Source organism: Herbaspirillum lusitanum, from assembly GCF_046025995.1.
GTDB classification, from domain to species: domain Bacteria; phylum Pseudomonadota; class Gammaproteobacteria; order Burkholderiales; family Burkholderiaceae_D; genus Herbaspirillum; species Herbaspirillum lusitanum_A.
Map to the genome: position 1 here is coordinate 274,601 of NZ_JAQQFM010000007.1, position 16,792 is coordinate 291,392.

The window sequence follows — 16,792 nt, forward strand, 5'->3', positions numbered from 1 at the left end:
CCCCCGCCCTGCAAGACGCTTCACCAGCGCTGCAGCCCCAGCTGCTTCTCATTGACGGCAGCGATGCTGCGAAACGCGGCGCTGATGTTCTCGTCCTGTTCCAGTCTCTGCCAGAAAATGCGTGCCGCCTGCAGCGCTGCACGTGCTTCCTCCAAGGCGCGCAGCGGAGGACTGGCGGGGCGGAAGTCAGGCGTTCTGACTTCGCCGCGTTGCGGTGCATACGCCATCGGCAGCATGTCGTAAGCCGGCGCCAGACGCAGCGGCATCCGCCCCTCATACAGCAAGGACAGATTACCGAAGTGCATGTCGCTATTGGCGATGCAGGCGCCGAATGCCTCCAGCCAGCCTATGCGATCTACATCCTGGTCGGAGAGCAGTGCTTGCCGTTGCAATTCCAGCGCCGTGTCATGCCAGCGGCGCCGGCGACCGACGAACTGATCGTCCACCGTGCCCAGCGACATCAGCCCGGCGCGGCCGCGTGCGCCGATGCGGTCGAAGCGCTCCACCTCCAGAAAGACCCGGTTGCCGGCCGCGATCAGGCGTGAGTGTGCCGCCGGCAGACCGGCCTCGCGCAAGCAATCCAGCGCCAGATGCTCGGCGCGCAGCAGGTCGCCCCAACGCTCGCCGCTGCCGGTGTCCAGCGGTTCTGAAAACTTCACCAGCACATGCATGCCGTCGTCAGGAGACGGGGCGGTATCGCTGCCGGCGGGTACGATCAGCGCGGCGAACTTGGGATGTTCGCCGCCGGCTGACGAGCCGGCCAGTTCCTGCACCAGTGCTCGCTCCGCCAACTGCGGATAAGTCTGCGCGCGCTGATCGGCGATGACTGTCGACAAGGGCGGCGCCGCATGCCAGCGTGCAAAGGACTCTTCGCCGACCAGCAGATTGCCGACTTCGTCTTCGCTGCGACGCGCCAGCGCATACAGCACGTGTTCATCGGTCCAGTCGGTAATGCGCGTGGGCAGACCGAGCTCCGGGTAGCGCCGGGAAAAACCGCGCCCCAGAAACCCCTGGGGGCGCATGTCGGCCAGAAACCAGGGCAGGCCGTCATACAGTTCGGTGCTGCGTTGCTCCACATCTTCATATAGCAGACCGCCGTGCACGCTGTTGAGCACGCCGATCAGGCTGGCGCGACCGCTGCGGTCGATGCGTTGCACCGGCATGTCGGCCGGCAGATCGCGGAGGGGCTTGCGCAGTGCGTAGCGTGTGGAGCGCGCAGCGCCGATAACCGCCAGCTCAGCACGATATTGGCGCAGCAAGCGCGACACGCTGGGCTGGCTGATACCCAGCAATTGGCCCAGTTCCTGCGCAGTAGCAGGGCCGGCCAGCAGGCGTTGTTGCAGGCGCAGATCCATGGTGATTCCTGTCGAGCTTGTGAATGGCTCTTGATTTGAATTAAAAATGAATAGTATTTGAATAGATAATATTTAATTTAATGATGAATATCAATTACTTATTTATATTATTGAATTCTATGTGAATTGATTTTTCGTGTCGGATTTTGATTCGATCTGCGCAAATTCCTGCGCCAGCTATTGGTCTTTCGACTGCGCCTGATCTTCCTCCACCCGGGAACCGTGAGCGCCACAGCGAATCCCAGCAGCGCCAGTTTTTGTCCTGATAGAGCAAACCAGCCTTCGCAGTGTCCACAAGCCGGACATGGCCTTACAATAACGCCCCATGTACATCGATTCCCATTGCCATATCAATTTCCCCGACCTCGCAGCCCGCTTGCCCGAAATCTTCGGCAAGATGGAGGAAAACAAGGTCAGCCACGCGCTGTGCGTCTCCGTCAATCTGCCGGATTTTCCGCAGGTGCTGGCGCTGGCGGAACAGTATCCCAACATCTACGCCTCGGTCGGCGTGCATCCCGACTACGAAGACACGCCGGAGCCGGACGTCGAGCAACTGGTCAGCCTGGCGGCGCATCCGCGCATTGTCGCCATCGGCGAGACCGGGCTCGACTATTACCGCCTGGAAGGCGATCTGGAGTGGCAGCGCGAACGTTTTCGCGTGCATATCCGGGCCTCCCGCGCGACCGGCAAGCCGCTGATCATTCATACCCGTTCGGCCTCGGAAGACACTATCCGCATCCTCAAGGAAGAGGGCGCCAGCCCGGAAGCAGGCGGTGCCGCCGGCGTGATGCATTGTTTTACCGAGTCGCAGGACGTGGCGGATGCAGCGATTGCGCTGGGCTTCTACATTTCGCTGTCCGGCATCGTCACCTTCAAGTCAGCCAAAGATTTGCAGCAGGTAGCGCGCACCATTCCGCTGGAGCGCATGCTGATCGAAACCGATTCGCCTTATCTGGCGCCGGTGCCGTTTCGCGGCAGAACCAATGAGCCGGGCTATGTGCGCCATGTGGCGGAATTCATCGCCGACCTGCGCGGCATCCCGGTCGCCGAGGTGGCGCAGCAGACCAGTGCCAACTTTTTCAAGCTGTTCGGAATCCCTCAATGAGTTCCTTGTTCAAGAAATTACGCTCGCGCTGGCGTCATATCGGCCGCGCCTTGCTGTACACCTCGCTGCTGTTGCCCGGTGCGGCGCGCGCCGGTGCCTATGAAGAATATTTTCAGGCGATCCGCATGGATAACGTCTATTTCCTCAAGCAATTGATGCAGCGTGGCATGGGGCCGAATCTGATCGAGCCCAAGCGCGGTTACACCGGTCTGATGCTGTCGATTCGTGAAGACTCGATGCAGGCCTTCGATCTGCTGGTCAACGCGCCGGACGTCAATCTGGAGGCGCAGGCCACCAATGGCGACACGCCGCTGATGCTGGCGGCGTTCTATGGCAACACGCCGGTGGTCAAGCTGCTGCTGGCGCGTGAGGTTGAGGTCAACCGCCCCGGCTGGGCGCCGCTGCATTACGCCGCCATCAACGGCAATGCGCAGATCGTGAAAATGCTGTTGGAGGCCTCGGCCTATGTCGACGCCGAATCGCCGGATGAAAAGATGACGCCGGTCATGCTGGCTGCGATGCGCGGGCGCGTGGCGGCGGTTGAAGCGCTGCGCGACGGCGGCGCCGATCTGTCGCTGAAGAATGCCGACGGCCTGACCGCGCTCGATCTTGCCGGGCGTTACGGGCAGGATGAGGTGATCGAGGTGTTGAAGGCTGCACCCAAATCCTGATCCTTGATCCGCAGATTTGCAGTGCCGCTGATGCCTGCACACATAAAAAATCCCGGTCTGCCTGAGCAGCCGGGATTTTTTTATGGCTTGAGCCGGTAGCTCAGGCGAACGCTGCTTATTTGCCTGCTTGCGGCACCAGAATCTGGCGCCCGACCTGCTTGATGTCTTTGGTGCCGGTCAGCGCCATGCTGACGTCCAGTTCCTTTTGCAGGATCTGCAGCATTTTCGTGACGCCAGCTTCGCCCATGGCGCCCAGGCTGTAAAGGAATGCACGGCCTATCATGGTGCCCTTGGCGCCCAGCGCGGTGGCCTTGAGGATGTCCTGGCCGCTGCGGATGCCGCCGTCGAACCAGACTTCGATCTGATCGCCGACCGCTTCGGCAATCGCCGGCAAGGCTTCAATCGACGACATCGCGCCATCCAGCTGACGGCCGCCATGGTTGCTGACTACCAGCGCATCGGCGCCGGTCTGGGCTGCCAGTTTGGCGTCTTCCACGTCCAGAATGCCCTTCAGGATCAGCTTGCCGCCCCATTGTTCCTTGATCCAGGCCACGTCGTCCCAGTTCAGGGTCGGGTCGAACTGGCTGGCAGTCCATTGGCTCAGAGTCTGGATGCCGCTGCCGCCGCCAGTGATGTGGCCGGCCAGATTGCCGAAAGTCTTGCGTCCGGTCAGCGCGCGCAGGGCCCAGCCAGGCTTGCTGGCCAGATCCAGGACGGTGTCCAGCGTCAGCTTGGGCGGCACCGACATGCCGTTCTTCAGATCCTTGTGGCGCTGGCCGAGAATCTGCAGGTCCAGCGTCAGCACCAGTGCCGAGCATTTGGCGGCCTTGGCGCGATCGATCATCGATTTGACGAAGCCGCGGTCGCGCATCACATAGAGCTGGAACCAGAATGGCTTGGTGGTCACGCTGGCGACGTCTTCGATGGAGCAGATGCTCATGGTCGACAGCGTGAAGGGGATGCCGAATTTTTCAGCGGCGATGGCGCCCAGCATTTCGCCGTTGGCCCATTGCATGCCGGTCAGCCCGGTCGGCGCAATCGCCACCGGCATGCTGACGTCGTGGCCGATCATGGTGGTGCGGGTGCTGCGCTCATCGACATTGATGGCGACGCGCTGGCGCAGCTTCAGCGCAGCCAGATCGTCGGTGTTGGCGCGGTAGGTGCTCTCGGTGTAAGAGCCGCTGTCGGCGTAGTCATAAAACGCTTTGGGCACCCGTTTCTTTGCCAGAAGGCGAAAATCTTCCACACAGGTCATGACGGGCATATTGGTTTCTCCGAAAAATGAAATGCGGTAGCAGCTACCGGCACAATTGGTTCGGAGCGTATGCTAGACCAAAGCAGGCCGCCGTGGGATGAATCCATTTTTGCCGAACCATGAAAATTTTAGGCGGCAGGGCAACTGGCGTCTATTGGGCGTCGCAGATGCCGGTCTAGGTGATTTGCTTCAGCAGCGACTGTGCACTGGCAATTCCGCTCAGCACTGCGCCTTCCAGCGTGGCCGGATAATCGCCGGCCAGATAGTCGCCGGCCAGCCGCAAGCCGGGCGGCAGATCTTCATTGTCAGGGCGTTGCAGACCTGGCGTGCAAGAAAAGGTGGCGCGCTTTTCGGATATCACGCGACTCCATTGCGGCGAATTCAAGGCGGGCTGCTGCAGACTGCGTGCGAGTTGCGCGGCGATGCCTTGCGCCAGCGCCGCATGGCCGTCGGCAATTGCGTTGCCGGCGGCGCTGACCACCACTGCGAGCAGGCCGGCATCGGCCGGATTGCCGCTCAATTGGCCGCGATCAAACACGAACTGACCCCAGGCCGCCTGCGCCGGATCGTCCAGCAAGGCGTAGAAGGGGGCGGCCATGCGTGTGTCCGCGTCGTATTGCAGATAGCAGGTGGTGATGGGTTCGTATTGCAGCGCGCGGATGGCGTCGATTTGGCGGCCGATTGCGGCCTCGTGGTTTGCATCGTCGAAAGCAATCTCACCTAGCAGATCGGCTGCTGTTTCAGGGCCGGTTGCAAGGATGACAGCGTCGAATTCCAGATCGGTATCAAGTTCATGTGCCGGATTTTTCAAGGCCAGTCGCCAGCGCGCAGCGGCATCGCCTTGCCTGGTGCTGCCGGGGGAAATCGCCGCCACGCTCTGGCCCAGATAAAGCTTGCCGCCGCGCGCACCGACGAAATCAGCCGCAGGTTGAGGCAGCAAACGCGTCAGGTCGGTGCGCGGCAGCAGCATGTCGGAGGCGGCGCGGCGCGCGCCCAGGCTATCGCGCAATACATTCAGAAAGACTTGCGCCGAGGCGCGTTCTGGCGGCGTGTTGAGCGCGGCCACGCAGAGCGGCGCCCACATCAGGCGCGTCAGGCGCTCGGTCTGATCGAAGCGCTCCAGCAATTCGAGCACGCTGCAATCGTCGTTCAGCGTCCAGCCCATCCAGCGCGCGGCGCTGGAAAAACGCGCCAAGGCCAGCTTGTCTTCGCGCGTCAGACCCTTGGCGCGCAGCAGCGCCAGCAGCAGATGCAAGGGCGCCGGCAAACGCGGCGCCAGAAAATCCATGCCGTCTTGCGTCTCGATTTCCGGATAACGCATCTGCAGCGGTAGCCGCAGCATGGCCTCGTCGGCGTTGACGCCGATTTGTTTCAGCAGCTTGAGCGTAGCGCGATAGGCGCCCAGCAGGATGTGCTGGCCATTATCCAGTGACCGTCCATCGACTTCGATCCGCCGCGCGCGACCGCCCAGCGTGCGGCCAGCTTCAAACAGGCTGACGCGCCGGCCGGCTGCGGCCAGGGTAACGGCTGCGGCGCAACCGGCCCAGCCGCCGCCGATGACGGCGTAATGAGGAGTGGCATCCATGTGTGTTGGGGCGGGGGCGGGCGAAATCCGGCGGCGCTCAGCCGCGGATATAGGTCTTCCACGCCAGCCACAATTTGCGGATGGGCGTGAGCGCGATGCGCTGGTTCAGCACGTGATAGCCGTCGCGCTCGATTTCAGTGAGCAGGGTGCGATAAATCGCCGCCATCATCAGGCCCGGACGCTGTGCGCGTCGGTCTTCCCTGGGCAGCAGTGCGAAGGCTTCGTCGTACAGTTTTTGTGCGCGCTCCACCTGAAACTTCATCAACTGCTCGAAGCGCTCGCTGTGACGCGCGTTGAGGATGTCGGCGGCGGTGACGTTGAATTGCTGCAATTCATTGACCGGCAGATAGATGCGACCCTTGCGGCCGTCTTCGCCGACGTCGCGAATGATGTTGGTGAGCTGAAACGCCAGCCCCAGTTTTTCGGCGTAGAGCAGGGTGCCGCCCTGCGTGTGGCCGAAGATGCTGGCCGACAGAATGCCGACCACGCCCGCCACATGCCAGCAATAGCGCTGCAGGCCGGGAAAGTCGAGATAGCGGCTCTGATCCAGATCCATTTCCATGCCGTCGATGATGGCCTGCAGGTGTTCGCCGCGCAGATTGTAGGTGGCGACATGCGGCTGCAGCGCCAGCGTGACAGGGTGGCTCGGCTTGCCGGCCAGCATGGCGGCGATTTCCTTGCGCCACCACATCAGCTTGGTGCGGGCGATGCCGGCGTCCTCGATTTCGTCGACGGTGTCATCCACTTCGCGGCAAAAGGCATATAGCGCGGTAATGGCGCGGCGACGCTCCGGCGGCAGGAACAGGAAACTGTAATAAAAGCTGGAGCCGCTCTGGGCCGCTTTCTGCTGGCAGTATTCGTCTGGAGACATGAAGTGATGCAATAAGGGCGGAAAAGGGCGGGAAAGCGAGGTGCGTCGCGCCGGGTTGGCCGTTCCGCCACGCCGGAAGCATTCCGGCGACCAAGGGCAAAACCTGCAAAGGCGCTATGCTAGCCGACTGCCGGGTTCTGGGCAATCTGCATGGCGCAGTATGCAATCCGGTTGCTCGGGCTGACGTTGTCCTTTAAGCTGCATGAATCGGCTGGCGGATCTTGGGCGCCTTTGGTTGCGGCATCAAAATAAGAAAGAAAAATGCAAAAGTCGCACGAAAACTTGCCGATAAAGAAGAGTGTCTGCCAGACAGTATCGCAGTGAAGTGGATAGTGTTTGCTTGGGGCAATATTCTGGTGGGTCGCAGGCCCGATGCTCCGCAGCAAGAAAGCGGGCCATCAGGCGATCATGGCGGCAAACAGCCGGCGAGGCAGCAAGACAAAAGAAAAGAGTACTTGCAGCGCAATCCGGGTTGCAAGTCAGGAATGCAGGATTTGAGAAAGCACGGAGACTGGAGATGGCAATGGACAGACTGGAAACGTTTCGCAATATCGCAGCACAAGCCGGCCGCGGGGAGCTGGTTTTTCCTGCCAATATCAATGCATCGATCAAGCTGCAACAGGCGCTGACCGATCCTGATTGCCATCTGGAAGCAGCAGCCAAGCTGGTGATGGCCGAGCCGCTGGTGTCGGCGCGCACCGTCGCCATCGCCAATTCCGCTGCTTACAATCGCTCCGGCGGCGAAATCGACAACGTCCGCACGGCCGTGATGCGTCTGGGTTTCCGCACGCTCAATACGATTACCACTTCGGTCATCGTGCGCCAGCTGGGGCGCACCATTTCCAATCCCGAAATGCGCATCAAGGCCGCGCAGCTGTGGGAACACTCGGCCCACGTCGCGGCGCTGGCGCAGGTGTTGACCGCCAAGCTGACCAACGGCGATCCGGAAACGGCCATGTTCGCCGGCATCGTGCATGAAGTCGGCGGCTTCTATCTGCTGTCGCGCACCGATGAGTTCCCCGGCTTGCTGAGCGGCGGCGGATCGGAAGACTGGGCGGAATACGGTGAAAAGATCATCGGCCGCGCCGTGTTGAAGAAACTCGGCGTGCCGGGCCCGGTGGTGCAGGCGATTGAATCGCTGTGGCATGGCGTGCGCGTGCTGCCGCCTGAAACGCTGGGCGACGTGCTGTTGCTGGCCAAGGAATTGTCGCCGGTGCCGTCGCCGTTCCAGCGCAGTCCGCTGGAGGTGGGGCCGGGTGGCGAAACCATCGTCGACGAATACATCGGCGACCAGTCGCTGCTCAGTCTGCTGGAAGATTCTCAAGAGCAGATTCGTTCACTGACCTCGGCGCTGCTGGTCTGATTTCAGTTGGCGCGCAGGACTCTGGCGGCCTCTTTGCCTGATGGGTGAAGAGGTCGTTTGCTTTGATGCCTGAAGCTTTGTTTTCGATTATCGGCGGAGTGACTTCTTCATGATCAGCGCTTCATAGCCGACCGCCAGCCAATCCGGCCCGCGCAGTTTCGGACGCCGCTGGAAGACATCGCCGTTTACCTGCTCCAGTCGCTTCAAAATCTGCAGGCCGCCTTGCACCACCAATCTCAACTCCCAGCCGATTCGTCCCGGCAGACGCAAAGCCAGCGGCGCGCCGGACAAGATCAGCGCACGAGCGCGTTCGATCTCGAATTGCATCAGCTGATGCCAGCGCGTGTCAGTATTGCCGTCGGCGATATCCTGCTCGCCGACGCCGAAACGCTGCAAATCTTCAAGAGGAATATAGATGCGTGACTTTTGCCAGTCGATGGCGACGTCTTGCCAGAAGTTGATCAATTGCAGCGCGCTGCAGATGGCGTCCGAGTCGCGCAGATTGACTTCGTCGGCAGCCTGATACAGGTGCAGCATGAGCGTGCCGACCGGATTGGCCGAGCGTCGGCAGTAATCCAGCAGGCCTGCATAATCGCCGTAGCGCGTGGTGACGACATCCTGCGCAAACGCCGACAGCAAATCGCGAAACGGTTGCAGCGGCAACTGGTATTTCCTGATCACTTCCCCCAGGCGCCGGAACATGGCGTTCGCCGTTGGCAGTCCTTGTTCCAGTAAATCCAGTTGCTGTTCATAAGCTGCCAACGCATTGAGGCGTTCTTCAGGCAAGGCGTCGCCTTCATCCGCGATGTCGTCGGCACTGCGCGCAAAAGCGTAGATTGCCTTGACGGCAGGGCGCAAAGGCGCCGGCATCAGCAGCGAAGCAACGGGGAAATTTTCGTAATGATCTACGGCCATGGACGGGTAATTGAGGCGGGTGAGGGAGTAAAACAGATCGGCGCGTTCAGACGCGTTGCCGTGTCATTTCATTCGCGCAGCCGACTTTTTTGATGCCCGAATAGTAAATGAAAAATCTGCGCAGGCGATTTTTGCAGTGGCATGCCGAACTAAAAGGAATTTGGCCCGACGCCTTCGATCCATGCCTTTTATCGCAATTTTCATCCGCATTTACCTCGGTATGAAAAACGCAGACATGCTTTGCGGCTTGCAGTACAATAGCGCGCTTTAAATGCTACCTGCATCGGCGGCCGGCCTGAATCCCATGGATCTCGGGCGCTTCGAAGTCACGATGCCTGCACCGTTCGGCGAGGATGGCGAAATTGGTAGACGCACCAGGTTTAGGTCCTGACGCCAGCAATGGTGTGGGGGTTCGAGTCCCCCTCCTCGCACCACGATACTCTTTTGCGTATTTTCGCATTAGACCGCAAAAGACCGCTAACCCACTCGGGTAGCGCCTTTTCGGGTGGTTTTCCAGTTTTTCTCCCTCCGCATATTACCCCGCAAAACCGCATTATAATTCAAGCCTCTCCCCGAATTTTCCCCGTCTCCCCCCGCGCGGGGAATGGAATATTCAGGTGCCCAATTTTGTGCTCGGAGGAAATCCGTGAATTTATTTGACCCGATGCCGCCAGCGCTTCATGCGCAAGAATATTTCGATTTGTTGGAGGCGGGGGAGAGGAAGGATCGGATTGGTGCGCTCTTTCACTACGCTGAGCAATTGACCAATTTGATTCAAGCGCATATTGGGTTTCCTGTCGAGGCCCCGATAGTGAAAATCAAGCTTGTAAATAGTTTCTTTGCTGAGGCGATTTTTAATCAAATCGAGATCTCGCAAGGATTCATTGATTTTTGCTTGGCTATACCACCAGTGCCTTTTTCTGAGGTAATTGAATGCCAGGCGGGCGATCCCCTCATGCCTGATTATCAGCATTGCGCAGTATTCGCCTGGACTGTGGGCCATGAATACTTTCACGGTATCCGAGCCCATGGTGAGGTACTTAGGCAGTTTTCAGGTTCTCAGGAGCATCAGCAAGCTGTTGAAATTGATTCTGATCTGTTTGCTGTAGGGCTTTTGTATCGTTTGACTCAAGGTCACCTGGCTTGGCTCTATCCTGATTCAATAATTAGACAAATTGTTTTTGCGAGTCTGTTTTGGGGAATTAGACACTTTGGTCAGCTGCCAGGTTTAAGCGAAGGGGGCACCCACCCACCGCTGCGAGAGCGTCTGTATCACATCATGATAAAACTCACGCACCTAAATGAAGTGCCGTTCACTCAAGTCGATCCTGGCAAAATGCCTGAAGGCTTTGAGAGGACTGCCAAACTTCTTGAGAATGTAGCAGGAAAAACTGAGCGTCTTTTCAAGCAGCGCTTCCCCGAAGATCTGTTCGATTTTCAACAATTTTCGGATGAGTTTGCCAGAGCGGGCGGTTGGACAAAATTTACTAATGCGTGGGAAGAGCTCCGTGGCCCCGTCAGTTCTATATCCAGCACAAAGACGTAAATGGCATCAATACAGAAAGTATCAAAAGGTTGGCATCTCTCGGCCGCTGATGCGAGCGTGCGCGTCGTAAAACTCCGCGAAGCCAACGATTGCGCCAGCCATGTCGAACCACGCGTGACTGCTGGGTGCGCGATACACGGGGCCGTCTTTGTCCGCATTGATGTCGCCGGTGGTCTCCAGTGCGACTAGCAGGTCCTCGACCGGACCGAAGGTGCTGCGCATGCGCCAAGGCATTTGCGCCATCGTGACGTTGCCGTGGTCGAGTCGCTTGACGGTAGTGTTACAGCTACCGTATATTTTGCCCACACTCGACGCAGTCACGTTCAAAGCCCCGATGAAGAAATTCATCGGGGCTTTTCTATTAGATATGCGGAAGGGCTTTCTGGCAGCGGTAAGCGTATCCGACTTCAATGATGTAGCGAGATCTGAACTCGTCCGAATTAATATAGAAAGCCTCAAACATCTTGTATTTGAGTGTAAGCCTTGTGAAGGCGTCACTTTGATTCCAAATGGTGAAGTTTATAAGCAGCTTAATTTCGCTCTGAGAGAGTTGGCTTTTTATGATTTCCGCATATTGAACTTTGTCCGCATCATTTAGAAATTTTTGCGCGTCAATCCATGCCAACAGGCTTAAGAATGTTTTGGTCAGTGGCTCAACAAACGAGCTAAGTTGAAGTCTGAATTCATCCCAAGAATTTGTTAGATACGTATCCATCAATACGATGTTTTTTTGGGAAATTTTCTTAACCCTTTTTAATTCAAAATCGTTAGATAGGTTGGAGTATTCTTTCTGCGTTTCGAAGTCGCCTAAAGAGTAGGACATATGCTTATCTAATGCTTCACGCCCTACGACACTAAAGCCGTGAGGATTTTTGAAGGCGAGATCGCTGAAGATCTGCGAATAGGTATTTAACCAAGAGAAGAACGTTTGTTCGAATCGCTGCATTTCGATAGCTTTGTTTTGAGCATCCATAGTTGCCCGTGATGCTGCTAGTTCTAATTTTGCTGCATTCAGTTCGGCTTTCTGCAGGCGAAGAGTTAGAAAAACAAGGAATACAGTAGCGCCTCCAATTACGGGATTCAGCAGTCCACCAATAAAATCTCCTGTCTGGCCAAGATGATCCATTTGATACGGGCCCATTCTTGCCTTCTGATAGACAAAAAATATTAGGATAATCACGGAGCACACCGCGACAAATGCTAATGCGATCCATGCACCTGTCATTACGTTATCAGTACGAGCTGGATCGTTATCTGTCTTGGCTTCGTCTGTAGCAGGTCGAGTCATTGTGCTATTCCCCTTGGCAGTGTTTTTGGTTTAAAAAAATATTGTAGCAGTGGCATCAAGAATGCCGCTTTCTTGAACCTAGTTCGCTGCGCTATGGCTAGACCTTACGTTGCTAATGCGACGGAACAAAGTTGGAGTCTTAAATGCTATTCGCATCGGTCAGTCACAACATAGGGGAGCAGGCTAAGAGCTTGAAAGCATCTGCAAAGCAAATCCCTTTCGCCGCAGCAAAAGGATTGACTGCAACGGCTAAGGATGCTCAGGGAAAACTGACATCGGCATTGCCAAATCAACTGGATAGACCAACGCCTTTCACAATGAAGGCATTCGGGATTGAGCCAGCGACAAAGCAGAAACTGTACGCGAAAGTCTTTGTGAAGCAGGATCAGCTTAAGTATCTGGGCTTTCAGATTGCAGGCGGCGTGAGAACTCCGGTGCGTAGAGCGTTGGTCGTACCCAAGGGCGTGCGGCTCAATCAATACGGGAACCGACCGCTTCAAGGTCGATGAAGAGCAGTACAACAACGGGCGCATCGTGCCGCCGCCCGAGCCGTCCGATGATTTACGTGTGCTGACCATCGCGGCGCTGTGGGGCCTGAAGAAGATCTACCGGCCGGAATTCAAATACAAAAAGGCCGGCGTCATGTTGATGGATTTGAATGAAGGCAAGGCCAGCCAGGCCACGCTGTTCGATAGTGGGGTCTCGCGCATGAGCTCGGCTCCATTGATGACAGCACTGGATGCCATCAATAAGAAATACGGCCGCGACACCTTGCGCCTTGGATCGGCGGCCGGGCCGCAACGCTGGGCCGCCAAATTTGAAAGCGTCACGCCGCACTACACCAGCGATTGGGCCGCGCTGCCGCGCGCGAAGTGACCATGGAAGTGATCGTCTATCAGATGCGGAAGAGCGGCGTCGAAGTGATGCGGGAGCTGTTTGGTGACGAGCCTCAGAACATCGGTGATCTCAGCACCGGTTATGTGGATGAAGCCGATAGGCCGCGCCAAATCAAAGCTGCGCGTTTGCAGCGTACAAATGGCGACGTGGTGCTCGAATTGTTTGACGTGCAAAAAGAGGGTGTCAAAGGTGCTCAGATGGTGCTAAAGGGTGTCGAACTGCGAGACTAATAGCAAAAGGCTATGCACGTAAATGAAGCGCTAGTTTAAATGCTCATCAAAGTTAGATGATCCGATAAAGTACAATCTTTCCCAATTAAAAAATGTAAAAACGACTATGGGGAAGTCAATGGATTCGATTAAAGAAGTAATGTCGTCTGTCGTGGACTGGTTCAAAAATAGAGCAATTAATCCTTTTTTTGCTGCTTTTATATTTAGTTGGGTGACCGTCAATTGGCGCTTGATTTTGGCTCTGGTATCTGATGAGTCTTACCGAAAGAAAATTGAGTGGATAGATACTCGGCTCTATCCTGATTTATGGAATTCGGTGTTGTTTTGCTTAATTGAACCTATGGTTCTTGCGGCTTTGTACGTGCTATGTGGCCCGCCGATTTTTAGGCGAGTACTAACTTACTACCGCCGTCAGCAGCACCTAACGCGACATCAGCTCATGTTGGCTGACAAAATTACTCCGATCGATCAGGCACGCGCAGAGCGTTTGGTTGCAGAAAGAGTGTCATTGTTAACCCGAATTGCCGAACTAAAAACTACAGCAACTGAGCGAGAGCAGGAATATGTGGACTTATTGGAAAGCGAGCGAGCAAAATATTCTGAACTTCAAACTCAATACCTTGCACTGGAAGCGGGGAAGAGGGAGCTGGTCAAAATTCCTGAGCAGCGCGAGCGGCTCAAGAATTGGATTGATCTGAGTGAGGTGGAAATACTAGGTGCAATAGATTCTTTCTCTTTGGAAACAATTAGAAAGCGTGGCATATATCATGTAGAGCTGCGTGTCCTTGAAATTATTGCTAAGAATTTGCGCCTCGGAAATGGCGCTTTGATGAGCAGTCTTCCAGAAGATGAATTGCAAATCAAAACCGCGATTGCCAAGTTAGTAAATTTAAAATTACTTCGTGATAATGATGGCGACTATGTTTTGTCCGGCGCTGGTGAACAAGTCTTGGCGTGGATCCATCAGACATACGCCCCCTAAAATTCCCCGCAACGTTCTTAAGTATCTGATTTAATTGATAAGACGTTTCTCCCTCCTCGCACCAGTCGGTTGGTCCGGATTTCCCCGGATCATTTCCCTCGGTCACGTTCTCACCCTGCAGCGCTTTGCGCCAAGCGGGGTGTTTGCGTTTGCCGTTCTCATTCGGAATCCATTTCCAGTTCAAGGCGGAGCAGCCCATGCGCTACAGACACTATAAAGGCGGTATTTACGAATTCGTCGGCGAGGCGACGCTGGAATCGGATCTGTCGCCGATGGTGGTGTATCGCGCTGCCAACGGCACATTGTGGGTGCGTGCGAAAGACGTATTTCACGAGATGGTCGAGGTGGATGGCAAACAGGTGCCACGTTTCGCGCCTGTTGACGAGTGATTCAATATCTTGGCTTGATCAGGTCTTGTGCTTGTGCTTTGAGCGCGCGCCCTCATGTCGGGTCTGCTGAAATTGGATTGCTCCTTGTGTCGAAGCCTGTCTCGCAAACTGGCGATGATTCGGCTGTTCGTCGAACCGCAGAATTCATCCGGATTTTCAATTGCTTCATTCACTTTGGAATGCTCATGCAACTCAAACCTATGATTTTGGGCGCCGCCTTGTTGACAAGCGCCGCGCTGAGTTTTCCTGCCTCTGCCGACCAATTGGCCGAGGTCAGCACCGCCTTCCGCTGGATGGGCAGGAACGATCGGGTCGTGATCGATGCTTATGACGACCCGAAAGTCTCCGGCGTGACTTGCTACGTATCACGTGCCCGCACCGGCGGCGTGAAGGGTACCGTGGGGCTGGCGGAGGACAAGGCCGAGGCCTCGATTGCCTGCCGCCAGGTTGCGGCGACAGTGCAATTCAACGGCAAATTGCCGGAGCAGGAAGACGTATTTACCGAGCGCATGTCGATTCTGTTCAAGCGTCTCCACGTGGTGCGGGTGGTGGATGTGAAGCGCAATACGCTGGTCTATCTGACGTATTCCGACAAGCTGATTGATGGCAGTCCCATGAATGCCGTAACCGCCGTGCCGATTGCGGCGTCGACGCCTATTCCGATGAAATAAATGCAAGGTGAATGTGTGCGTGGCGGCGGGAGGCAAGTGCGCCCGGATTTGTCGTATGCCACGCAGCTGTGGTGGCGGCGGCAGGGTAGCGCTATCGATGCTCACAAGCAAAATAGTAATGAAAATGGCCTTGAGCTAGCTGATAAAGCCGGCCTTGAGCCCCTAAATGGCGCATCGGACCGCGCATTTTGGAACATCAGACAGTTTTCCGTATAAAATAACGGACTTTCGCGCAGCCGGGCGGCAGATTTGCGTTCTTTTGAAGAGCCTGGCTGAAAAACAGATTTTTAATTATTTGGACGATTTAAATGGCAACTGCAGTCGAAACCTTGAGCAAACTTGAACGTCGTATGACCCTGACTTTCCCGCTGGCCGATGTTCAGGCTGAAGTGGAAAAGCGCCTGAAAGTGCGCGCCCGTACTGCAAAGGCGCCTGGCTTCCGTCCGGGTAAAGTGCCGATGAAGATGGTTGCCGCACAATACGGTTATCAGGTCGAAACAGAAGTGCTGAACGACAAGGTCGGTCGCGCATTCAACGACGCTGCTGTCGAAAACAACCTGCGCGTCGCCGGTTTCCCGAAGATCGAACCAAAGACCAGCGAAGAGTCGACCGAAGGCGCGTTGGCATTCGACGCCACTTTTGAAGTCTACCCAGAGGTTGCTGTCGGCGATCTGTCCGGTGCTGAAGTCGAAAAGACATCGTCGGCGGTGTCCGACGTCGAAATCGACAAGACCATCGACATCCTGCGCAAGCAGCGCGTGCACTATCACGTCAAGGGCGAGCAAGGCGCGCACGGCGACGGCGGTGAGCCAGTTGCACAAAACGGCGACCGCGCCACTGTCGATTTCGTCGGCAAGATCGACGGCGTTGAGTTCCAGGGCGGCAAGGCTGATGCCTTCCCGTTCGTGCTGGGCGAAGGCCGCATGCTGCCGGAATTCGAAACAGCTACTCTGGGTCTGAAGGTCGGCGAGTCCAAGACTTTCCCGTTGGCTTTCCCTGCCGACTATCACGGTAAGGATGTGGCCGGCAAGACGGCAGAATTCACTATCACTCTGCAAAAGCTGGAATGGGCGCACATGCCTGAAGTCGACGCTGAATTTGCAAAGTCGCTGGGTATCGACGACGGCGATCTGACCAAAATGCGCGAAGACATCAAGCGCAATCTGGAACGCGAAGTCAGTGCACGCACCAAGGCCAAGACCAAGGACAGCGTGATGGATGCCCTGATCAAGGTCAGCGAACTGGACGTGCCTAAGGCGCTGGTTGAGCAAGACGTGGAACGTCTGTCGGAAATGGCAGTGCAGGACATGGCACAGCGCGGCATGGATCCAAAGACTATGCAACTGCCGAAGGAGCTGTTCACAGCGCAAGCCGAGCGCCGCGTGCGCCTGGGTCTGATACTGGCTGAAGTGGTCAAGACCAACAAGCTGGAAGCGACTGAAGAACAAGTCAAGGCGCAGATCGAAGACTTCGCGCAAAGCTACGAAGATCCGCAACAGGTTCTGAAGTATTACTTCAGCGACCGTCGCCGTCTGGCTGAAGTCGAAGCTCTTGTTTTGGAAGAAAACGTCGTCAACTACGTACTGGGTAAGGCCAAAGTATCGGAAAAGCCGGTTGAGTTTGACGCACTGATGGGCAATCAGCCACAAGCGTAATCTGCTTTTCTCGC

Annotated in this window: 18 protein-coding genes and 1 tRNA gene; 12 read left to right on the forward strand and 7 right to left on the reverse strand. The window is 56.5% G+C overall.

Going from position 1 to position 16,792, the window contains the following annotated elements; all coding sequences use genetic code 11:
* Positions 1-20 precede the first annotated feature (20 nt).
* Positions 21-1,355 carry a type II toxin-antitoxin system HipA family toxin YjjJ gene (gene yjjJ / locus PQR62_RS17125; RefSeq protein WP_408159200.1) on the reverse strand — a complete coding sequence of 445 codons (1,335 nt, stop codon included), beginning with the start codon at positions 1,353-1,355 and terminating at the stop codon, positions 21-23.
* 325 nt (positions 1,356-1,680) lie between these two features.
* Here yjjJ and PQR62_RS17130 point away from each other — a divergent pair, with 325 nt between their 5' ends.
* Both PQR62_RS17130 and PQR62_RS17135 read left to right on the forward strand, forming a co-directional pair.
* Entirely contained in the window at positions 1,681-2,460 is a 780-nt protein-coding gene (locus PQR62_RS17130; RefSeq protein WP_408159201.1) for a TatD family hydrolase, read from the forward strand.
* Complete coding sequence (locus PQR62_RS17135; RefSeq protein ID WP_408159202.1) at positions 2,457-3,131, forward strand: ankyrin repeat domain-containing protein; 675 nt, start codon at positions 2,457-2,459, stop codon at positions 3,129-3,131. The genes PQR62_RS17130 and PQR62_RS17135 overlap by 4 nt, the downstream gene beginning before the upstream one ends.
* Positions 3,132-3,246: 115 nt before the next feature.
* On the opposite strand, the gene PQR62_RS17140 is transcribed toward PQR62_RS17135, so the two are convergent.
* The 3 genes from PQR62_RS17140 to hpnD form a co-directional block, all read right to left on the reverse strand.
* Positions 3,247-4,395, reverse strand: coding sequence for an alpha-hydroxy acid oxidase (locus PQR62_RS17140; RefSeq protein ID WP_408159203.1), 1,149 nt, complete (start codon positions 4,393-4,395; stop codon positions 3,247-3,249).
* A 166-nt stretch (positions 4,396-4,561) separates the two neighbouring features.
* The gene (gene hpnE / locus PQR62_RS17145; protein ID WP_408159204.1) at positions 4,562-5,971 is read right to left on the reverse strand and encodes a hydroxysqualene dehydroxylase HpnE; all 1,410 of its coding nucleotides are present in this window, start codon (positions 5,969-5,971) and stop codon (positions 4,562-4,564) included.
* 37 nt (positions 5,972-6,008) lie between these two features.
* Positions 6,009-6,842, reverse strand: coding sequence for a presqualene diphosphate synthase HpnD (gene hpnD / locus PQR62_RS17150; RefSeq protein ID WP_408159205.1), 834 nt, complete (start codon positions 6,840-6,842; stop codon positions 6,009-6,011).
* 523 nt (positions 6,843-7,365) lie between these two features.
* On the opposite strand from hpnD, the gene PQR62_RS17155 reads away from it, so the two are divergent.
* The gene (locus tag PQR62_RS17155; RefSeq protein WP_408159206.1) at positions 7,366-8,205 is read left to right on the forward strand and encodes an HDOD domain-containing protein; all 840 of its coding nucleotides are present in this window, start codon (positions 7,366-7,368) and stop codon (positions 8,203-8,205) included.
* A gap of 87 nt (positions 8,206-8,292) precedes the next feature.
* Here PQR62_RS17155 and hpnC read toward each other — a convergent pair whose 3' ends face one another.
* A complete protein-coding gene (gene hpnC / locus PQR62_RS17160; RefSeq protein WP_408159207.1) occupies positions 8,293-9,120 on the reverse strand; it encodes a squalene synthase HpnC in 828 nt (275 codons plus the stop codon).
* Positions 9,121-9,467: 347 nt separating this feature from the next.
* Between hpnC and PQR62_RS17165 the strand changes: the two genes are divergently transcribed.
* Both PQR62_RS17165 and PQR62_RS17170 read left to right on the forward strand, forming a co-directional pair.
* Positions 9,468-9,554: transfer RNA gene (locus PQR62_RS17165), tRNA-Leu, on the forward strand.
* 212 nt (positions 9,555-9,766) lie between these two features.
* Positions 9,767-10,666: a hypothetical protein gene (locus PQR62_RS17170; RefSeq protein ID WP_408159208.1), complete on the forward strand. Its 900-nt coding sequence runs from the start codon at positions 9,767-9,769 to the stop codon at positions 10,664-10,666.
* 21 nt (positions 10,667-10,687) lie between these two features.
* On the opposite strand, the gene PQR62_RS17175 is transcribed toward PQR62_RS17170, so the two are convergent.
* A complete protein-coding gene (locus tag PQR62_RS17175; protein WP_408159209.1) occupies positions 10,688-11,014 on the reverse strand; it encodes a hypothetical protein in 327 nt (108 codons plus the stop codon).
* A gap of 13 nt (positions 11,015-11,027) precedes the next feature.
* Complete coding sequence (locus PQR62_RS17180) at positions 11,028-11,954, reverse strand: putative phage abortive infection protein (protein ID WP_408159210.1); 927 nt, start codon at positions 11,952-11,954, stop codon at positions 11,028-11,030.
* Positions 11,955-12,097: 143 nt separating this feature from the next.
* Here PQR62_RS17180 and PQR62_RS17185 point away from each other — a divergent pair, with 143 nt between their 5' ends.
* From PQR62_RS17185 to tig, 7 genes are all read left to right on the forward strand, one after another.
* Positions 12,098-12,463 (forward strand): hypothetical protein, encoded by a 366-nt coding sequence (locus PQR62_RS17185; protein WP_408159211.1) that lies wholly within the window; start codon positions 12,098-12,100, stop codon positions 12,461-12,463.
* A 25-nt stretch (positions 12,464-12,488) separates the two neighbouring features.
* On the forward strand, positions 12,489-12,830 hold the full coding sequence (locus tag PQR62_RS17190) for a DUF4113 domain-containing protein (protein ID WP_408159212.1): 342 nt from the start codon (positions 12,489-12,491) through the stop codon (positions 12,828-12,830).
* Positions 12,831-12,832: 2 nt separating this feature from the next.
* Positions 12,833-13,081, forward strand: coding sequence for a hypothetical protein (locus PQR62_RS17195; RefSeq protein WP_408159213.1), 249 nt, complete (start codon positions 12,833-12,835; stop codon positions 13,079-13,081).
* A 118-nt stretch (positions 13,082-13,199) separates the two neighbouring features.
* Positions 13,200-14,063 (forward strand): hypothetical protein, encoded by an 864-nt coding sequence (locus tag PQR62_RS17200; protein WP_408159214.1) that lies wholly within the window; start codon positions 13,200-13,202, stop codon positions 14,061-14,063.
* A 197-nt stretch (positions 14,064-14,260) separates the two neighbouring features.
* Positions 14,261-14,452 carry a DUF1653 domain-containing protein gene (locus PQR62_RS17205; RefSeq protein WP_408159215.1) on the forward strand — a complete coding sequence of 64 codons (192 nt, stop codon included), beginning with the start codon at positions 14,261-14,263 and terminating at the stop codon, positions 14,450-14,452.
* A gap of 185 nt (positions 14,453-14,637) precedes the next feature.
* Positions 14,638-15,123, forward strand: a complete 486-nt coding sequence (locus tag PQR62_RS17210) for a CreA family protein (RefSeq protein ID WP_408159216.1) — start codon at positions 14,638-14,640, stop codon at positions 15,121-15,123.
* Between the two features lie 308 nt (positions 15,124-15,431).
* Complete coding sequence (gene tig, locus PQR62_RS17215) at positions 15,432-16,778, forward strand: trigger factor (protein ID WP_408159217.1); 1,347 nt, start codon at positions 15,432-15,434, stop codon at positions 16,776-16,778.
* Positions 16,779-16,792: the final 14 nt, after the last annotated feature.

What these genes read in the sequence shown, in the direction of transcription:
- yjjJ (WP_408159200.1), bottom strand. Translation starts at nt 1,355, where the DNA reads ATGGATCTGCGCCTGCAACAACGCCTGCTGGCCGGCCCTGCTACTGCG.
- PQR62_RS17130 (WP_408159201.1), top strand. Translation starts at nt 1,681, where the DNA reads ATGTACATCGATTCCCATTGCCATATCAATTTCCCCGACCTCGCAGCC.
- PQR62_RS17135 (WP_408159202.1), top strand. Translation starts at nt 2,457, where the DNA reads ATGAGTTCCTTGTTCAAGAAATTACGCTCGCGCTGGCGTCATATCGGC.
- PQR62_RS17140 (WP_408159203.1), bottom strand. Translation starts at nt 4,395, where the DNA reads ATGCCCGTCATGACCTGTGTGGAAGATTTTCGCCTTCTGGCAAAGAAA.
- hpnE (WP_408159204.1), bottom strand. Translation starts at nt 5,971, where the DNA reads ATGGATGCCACTCCTCATTACGCCGTCATCGGCGGCGGCTGGGCCGGT.
- hpnD (WP_408159205.1), bottom strand. Translation starts at nt 6,842, where the DNA reads ATGTCTCCAGACGAATACTGCCAGCAGAAAGCGGCCCAGAGCGGCTCC.
- PQR62_RS17155 (WP_408159206.1), top strand. Translation starts at nt 7,366, where the DNA reads ATGGACAGACTGGAAACGTTTCGCAATATCGCAGCACAAGCCGGCCGC.
- hpnC (WP_408159207.1), bottom strand. Translation starts at nt 9,120, where the DNA reads ATGGCCGTAGATCATTACGAAAATTTCCCCGTTGCTTCGCTGCTGATG.
- PQR62_RS17175 (WP_408159209.1), bottom strand. Translation starts at nt 11,014, where the DNA reads ATGAATTTCTTCATCGGGGCTTTGAACGTGACTGCGTCGAGTGTGGGC.
- PQR62_RS17180 (WP_408159210.1), bottom strand. Translation starts at nt 11,954, where the DNA reads ATGACTCGACCTGCTACAGACGAAGCCAAGACAGATAACGATCCAGCT.
- PQR62_RS17185 (WP_408159211.1), top strand. Translation starts at nt 12,098, where the DNA reads ATGCTATTCGCATCGGTCAGTCACAACATAGGGGAGCAGGCTAAGAGC.
- PQR62_RS17195 (WP_408159213.1), top strand. Translation starts at nt 12,833, where the DNA reads ATGGAAGTGATCGTCTATCAGATGCGGAAGAGCGGCGTCGAAGTGATG.
- PQR62_RS17200 (WP_408159214.1), top strand. Translation starts at nt 13,200, where the DNA reads ATGGATTCGATTAAAGAAGTAATGTCGTCTGTCGTGGACTGGTTCAAA.
- PQR62_RS17205 (WP_408159215.1), top strand. Translation starts at nt 14,261, where the DNA reads ATGCGCTACAGACACTATAAAGGCGGTATTTACGAATTCGTCGGCGAG.
- PQR62_RS17210 (WP_408159216.1), top strand. Translation starts at nt 14,638, where the DNA reads ATGCAACTCAAACCTATGATTTTGGGCGCCGCCTTGTTGACAAGCGCC.
- tig (WP_408159217.1), top strand. Translation starts at nt 15,432, where the DNA reads ATGGCAACTGCAGTCGAAACCTTGAGCAAACTTGAACGTCGTATGACC.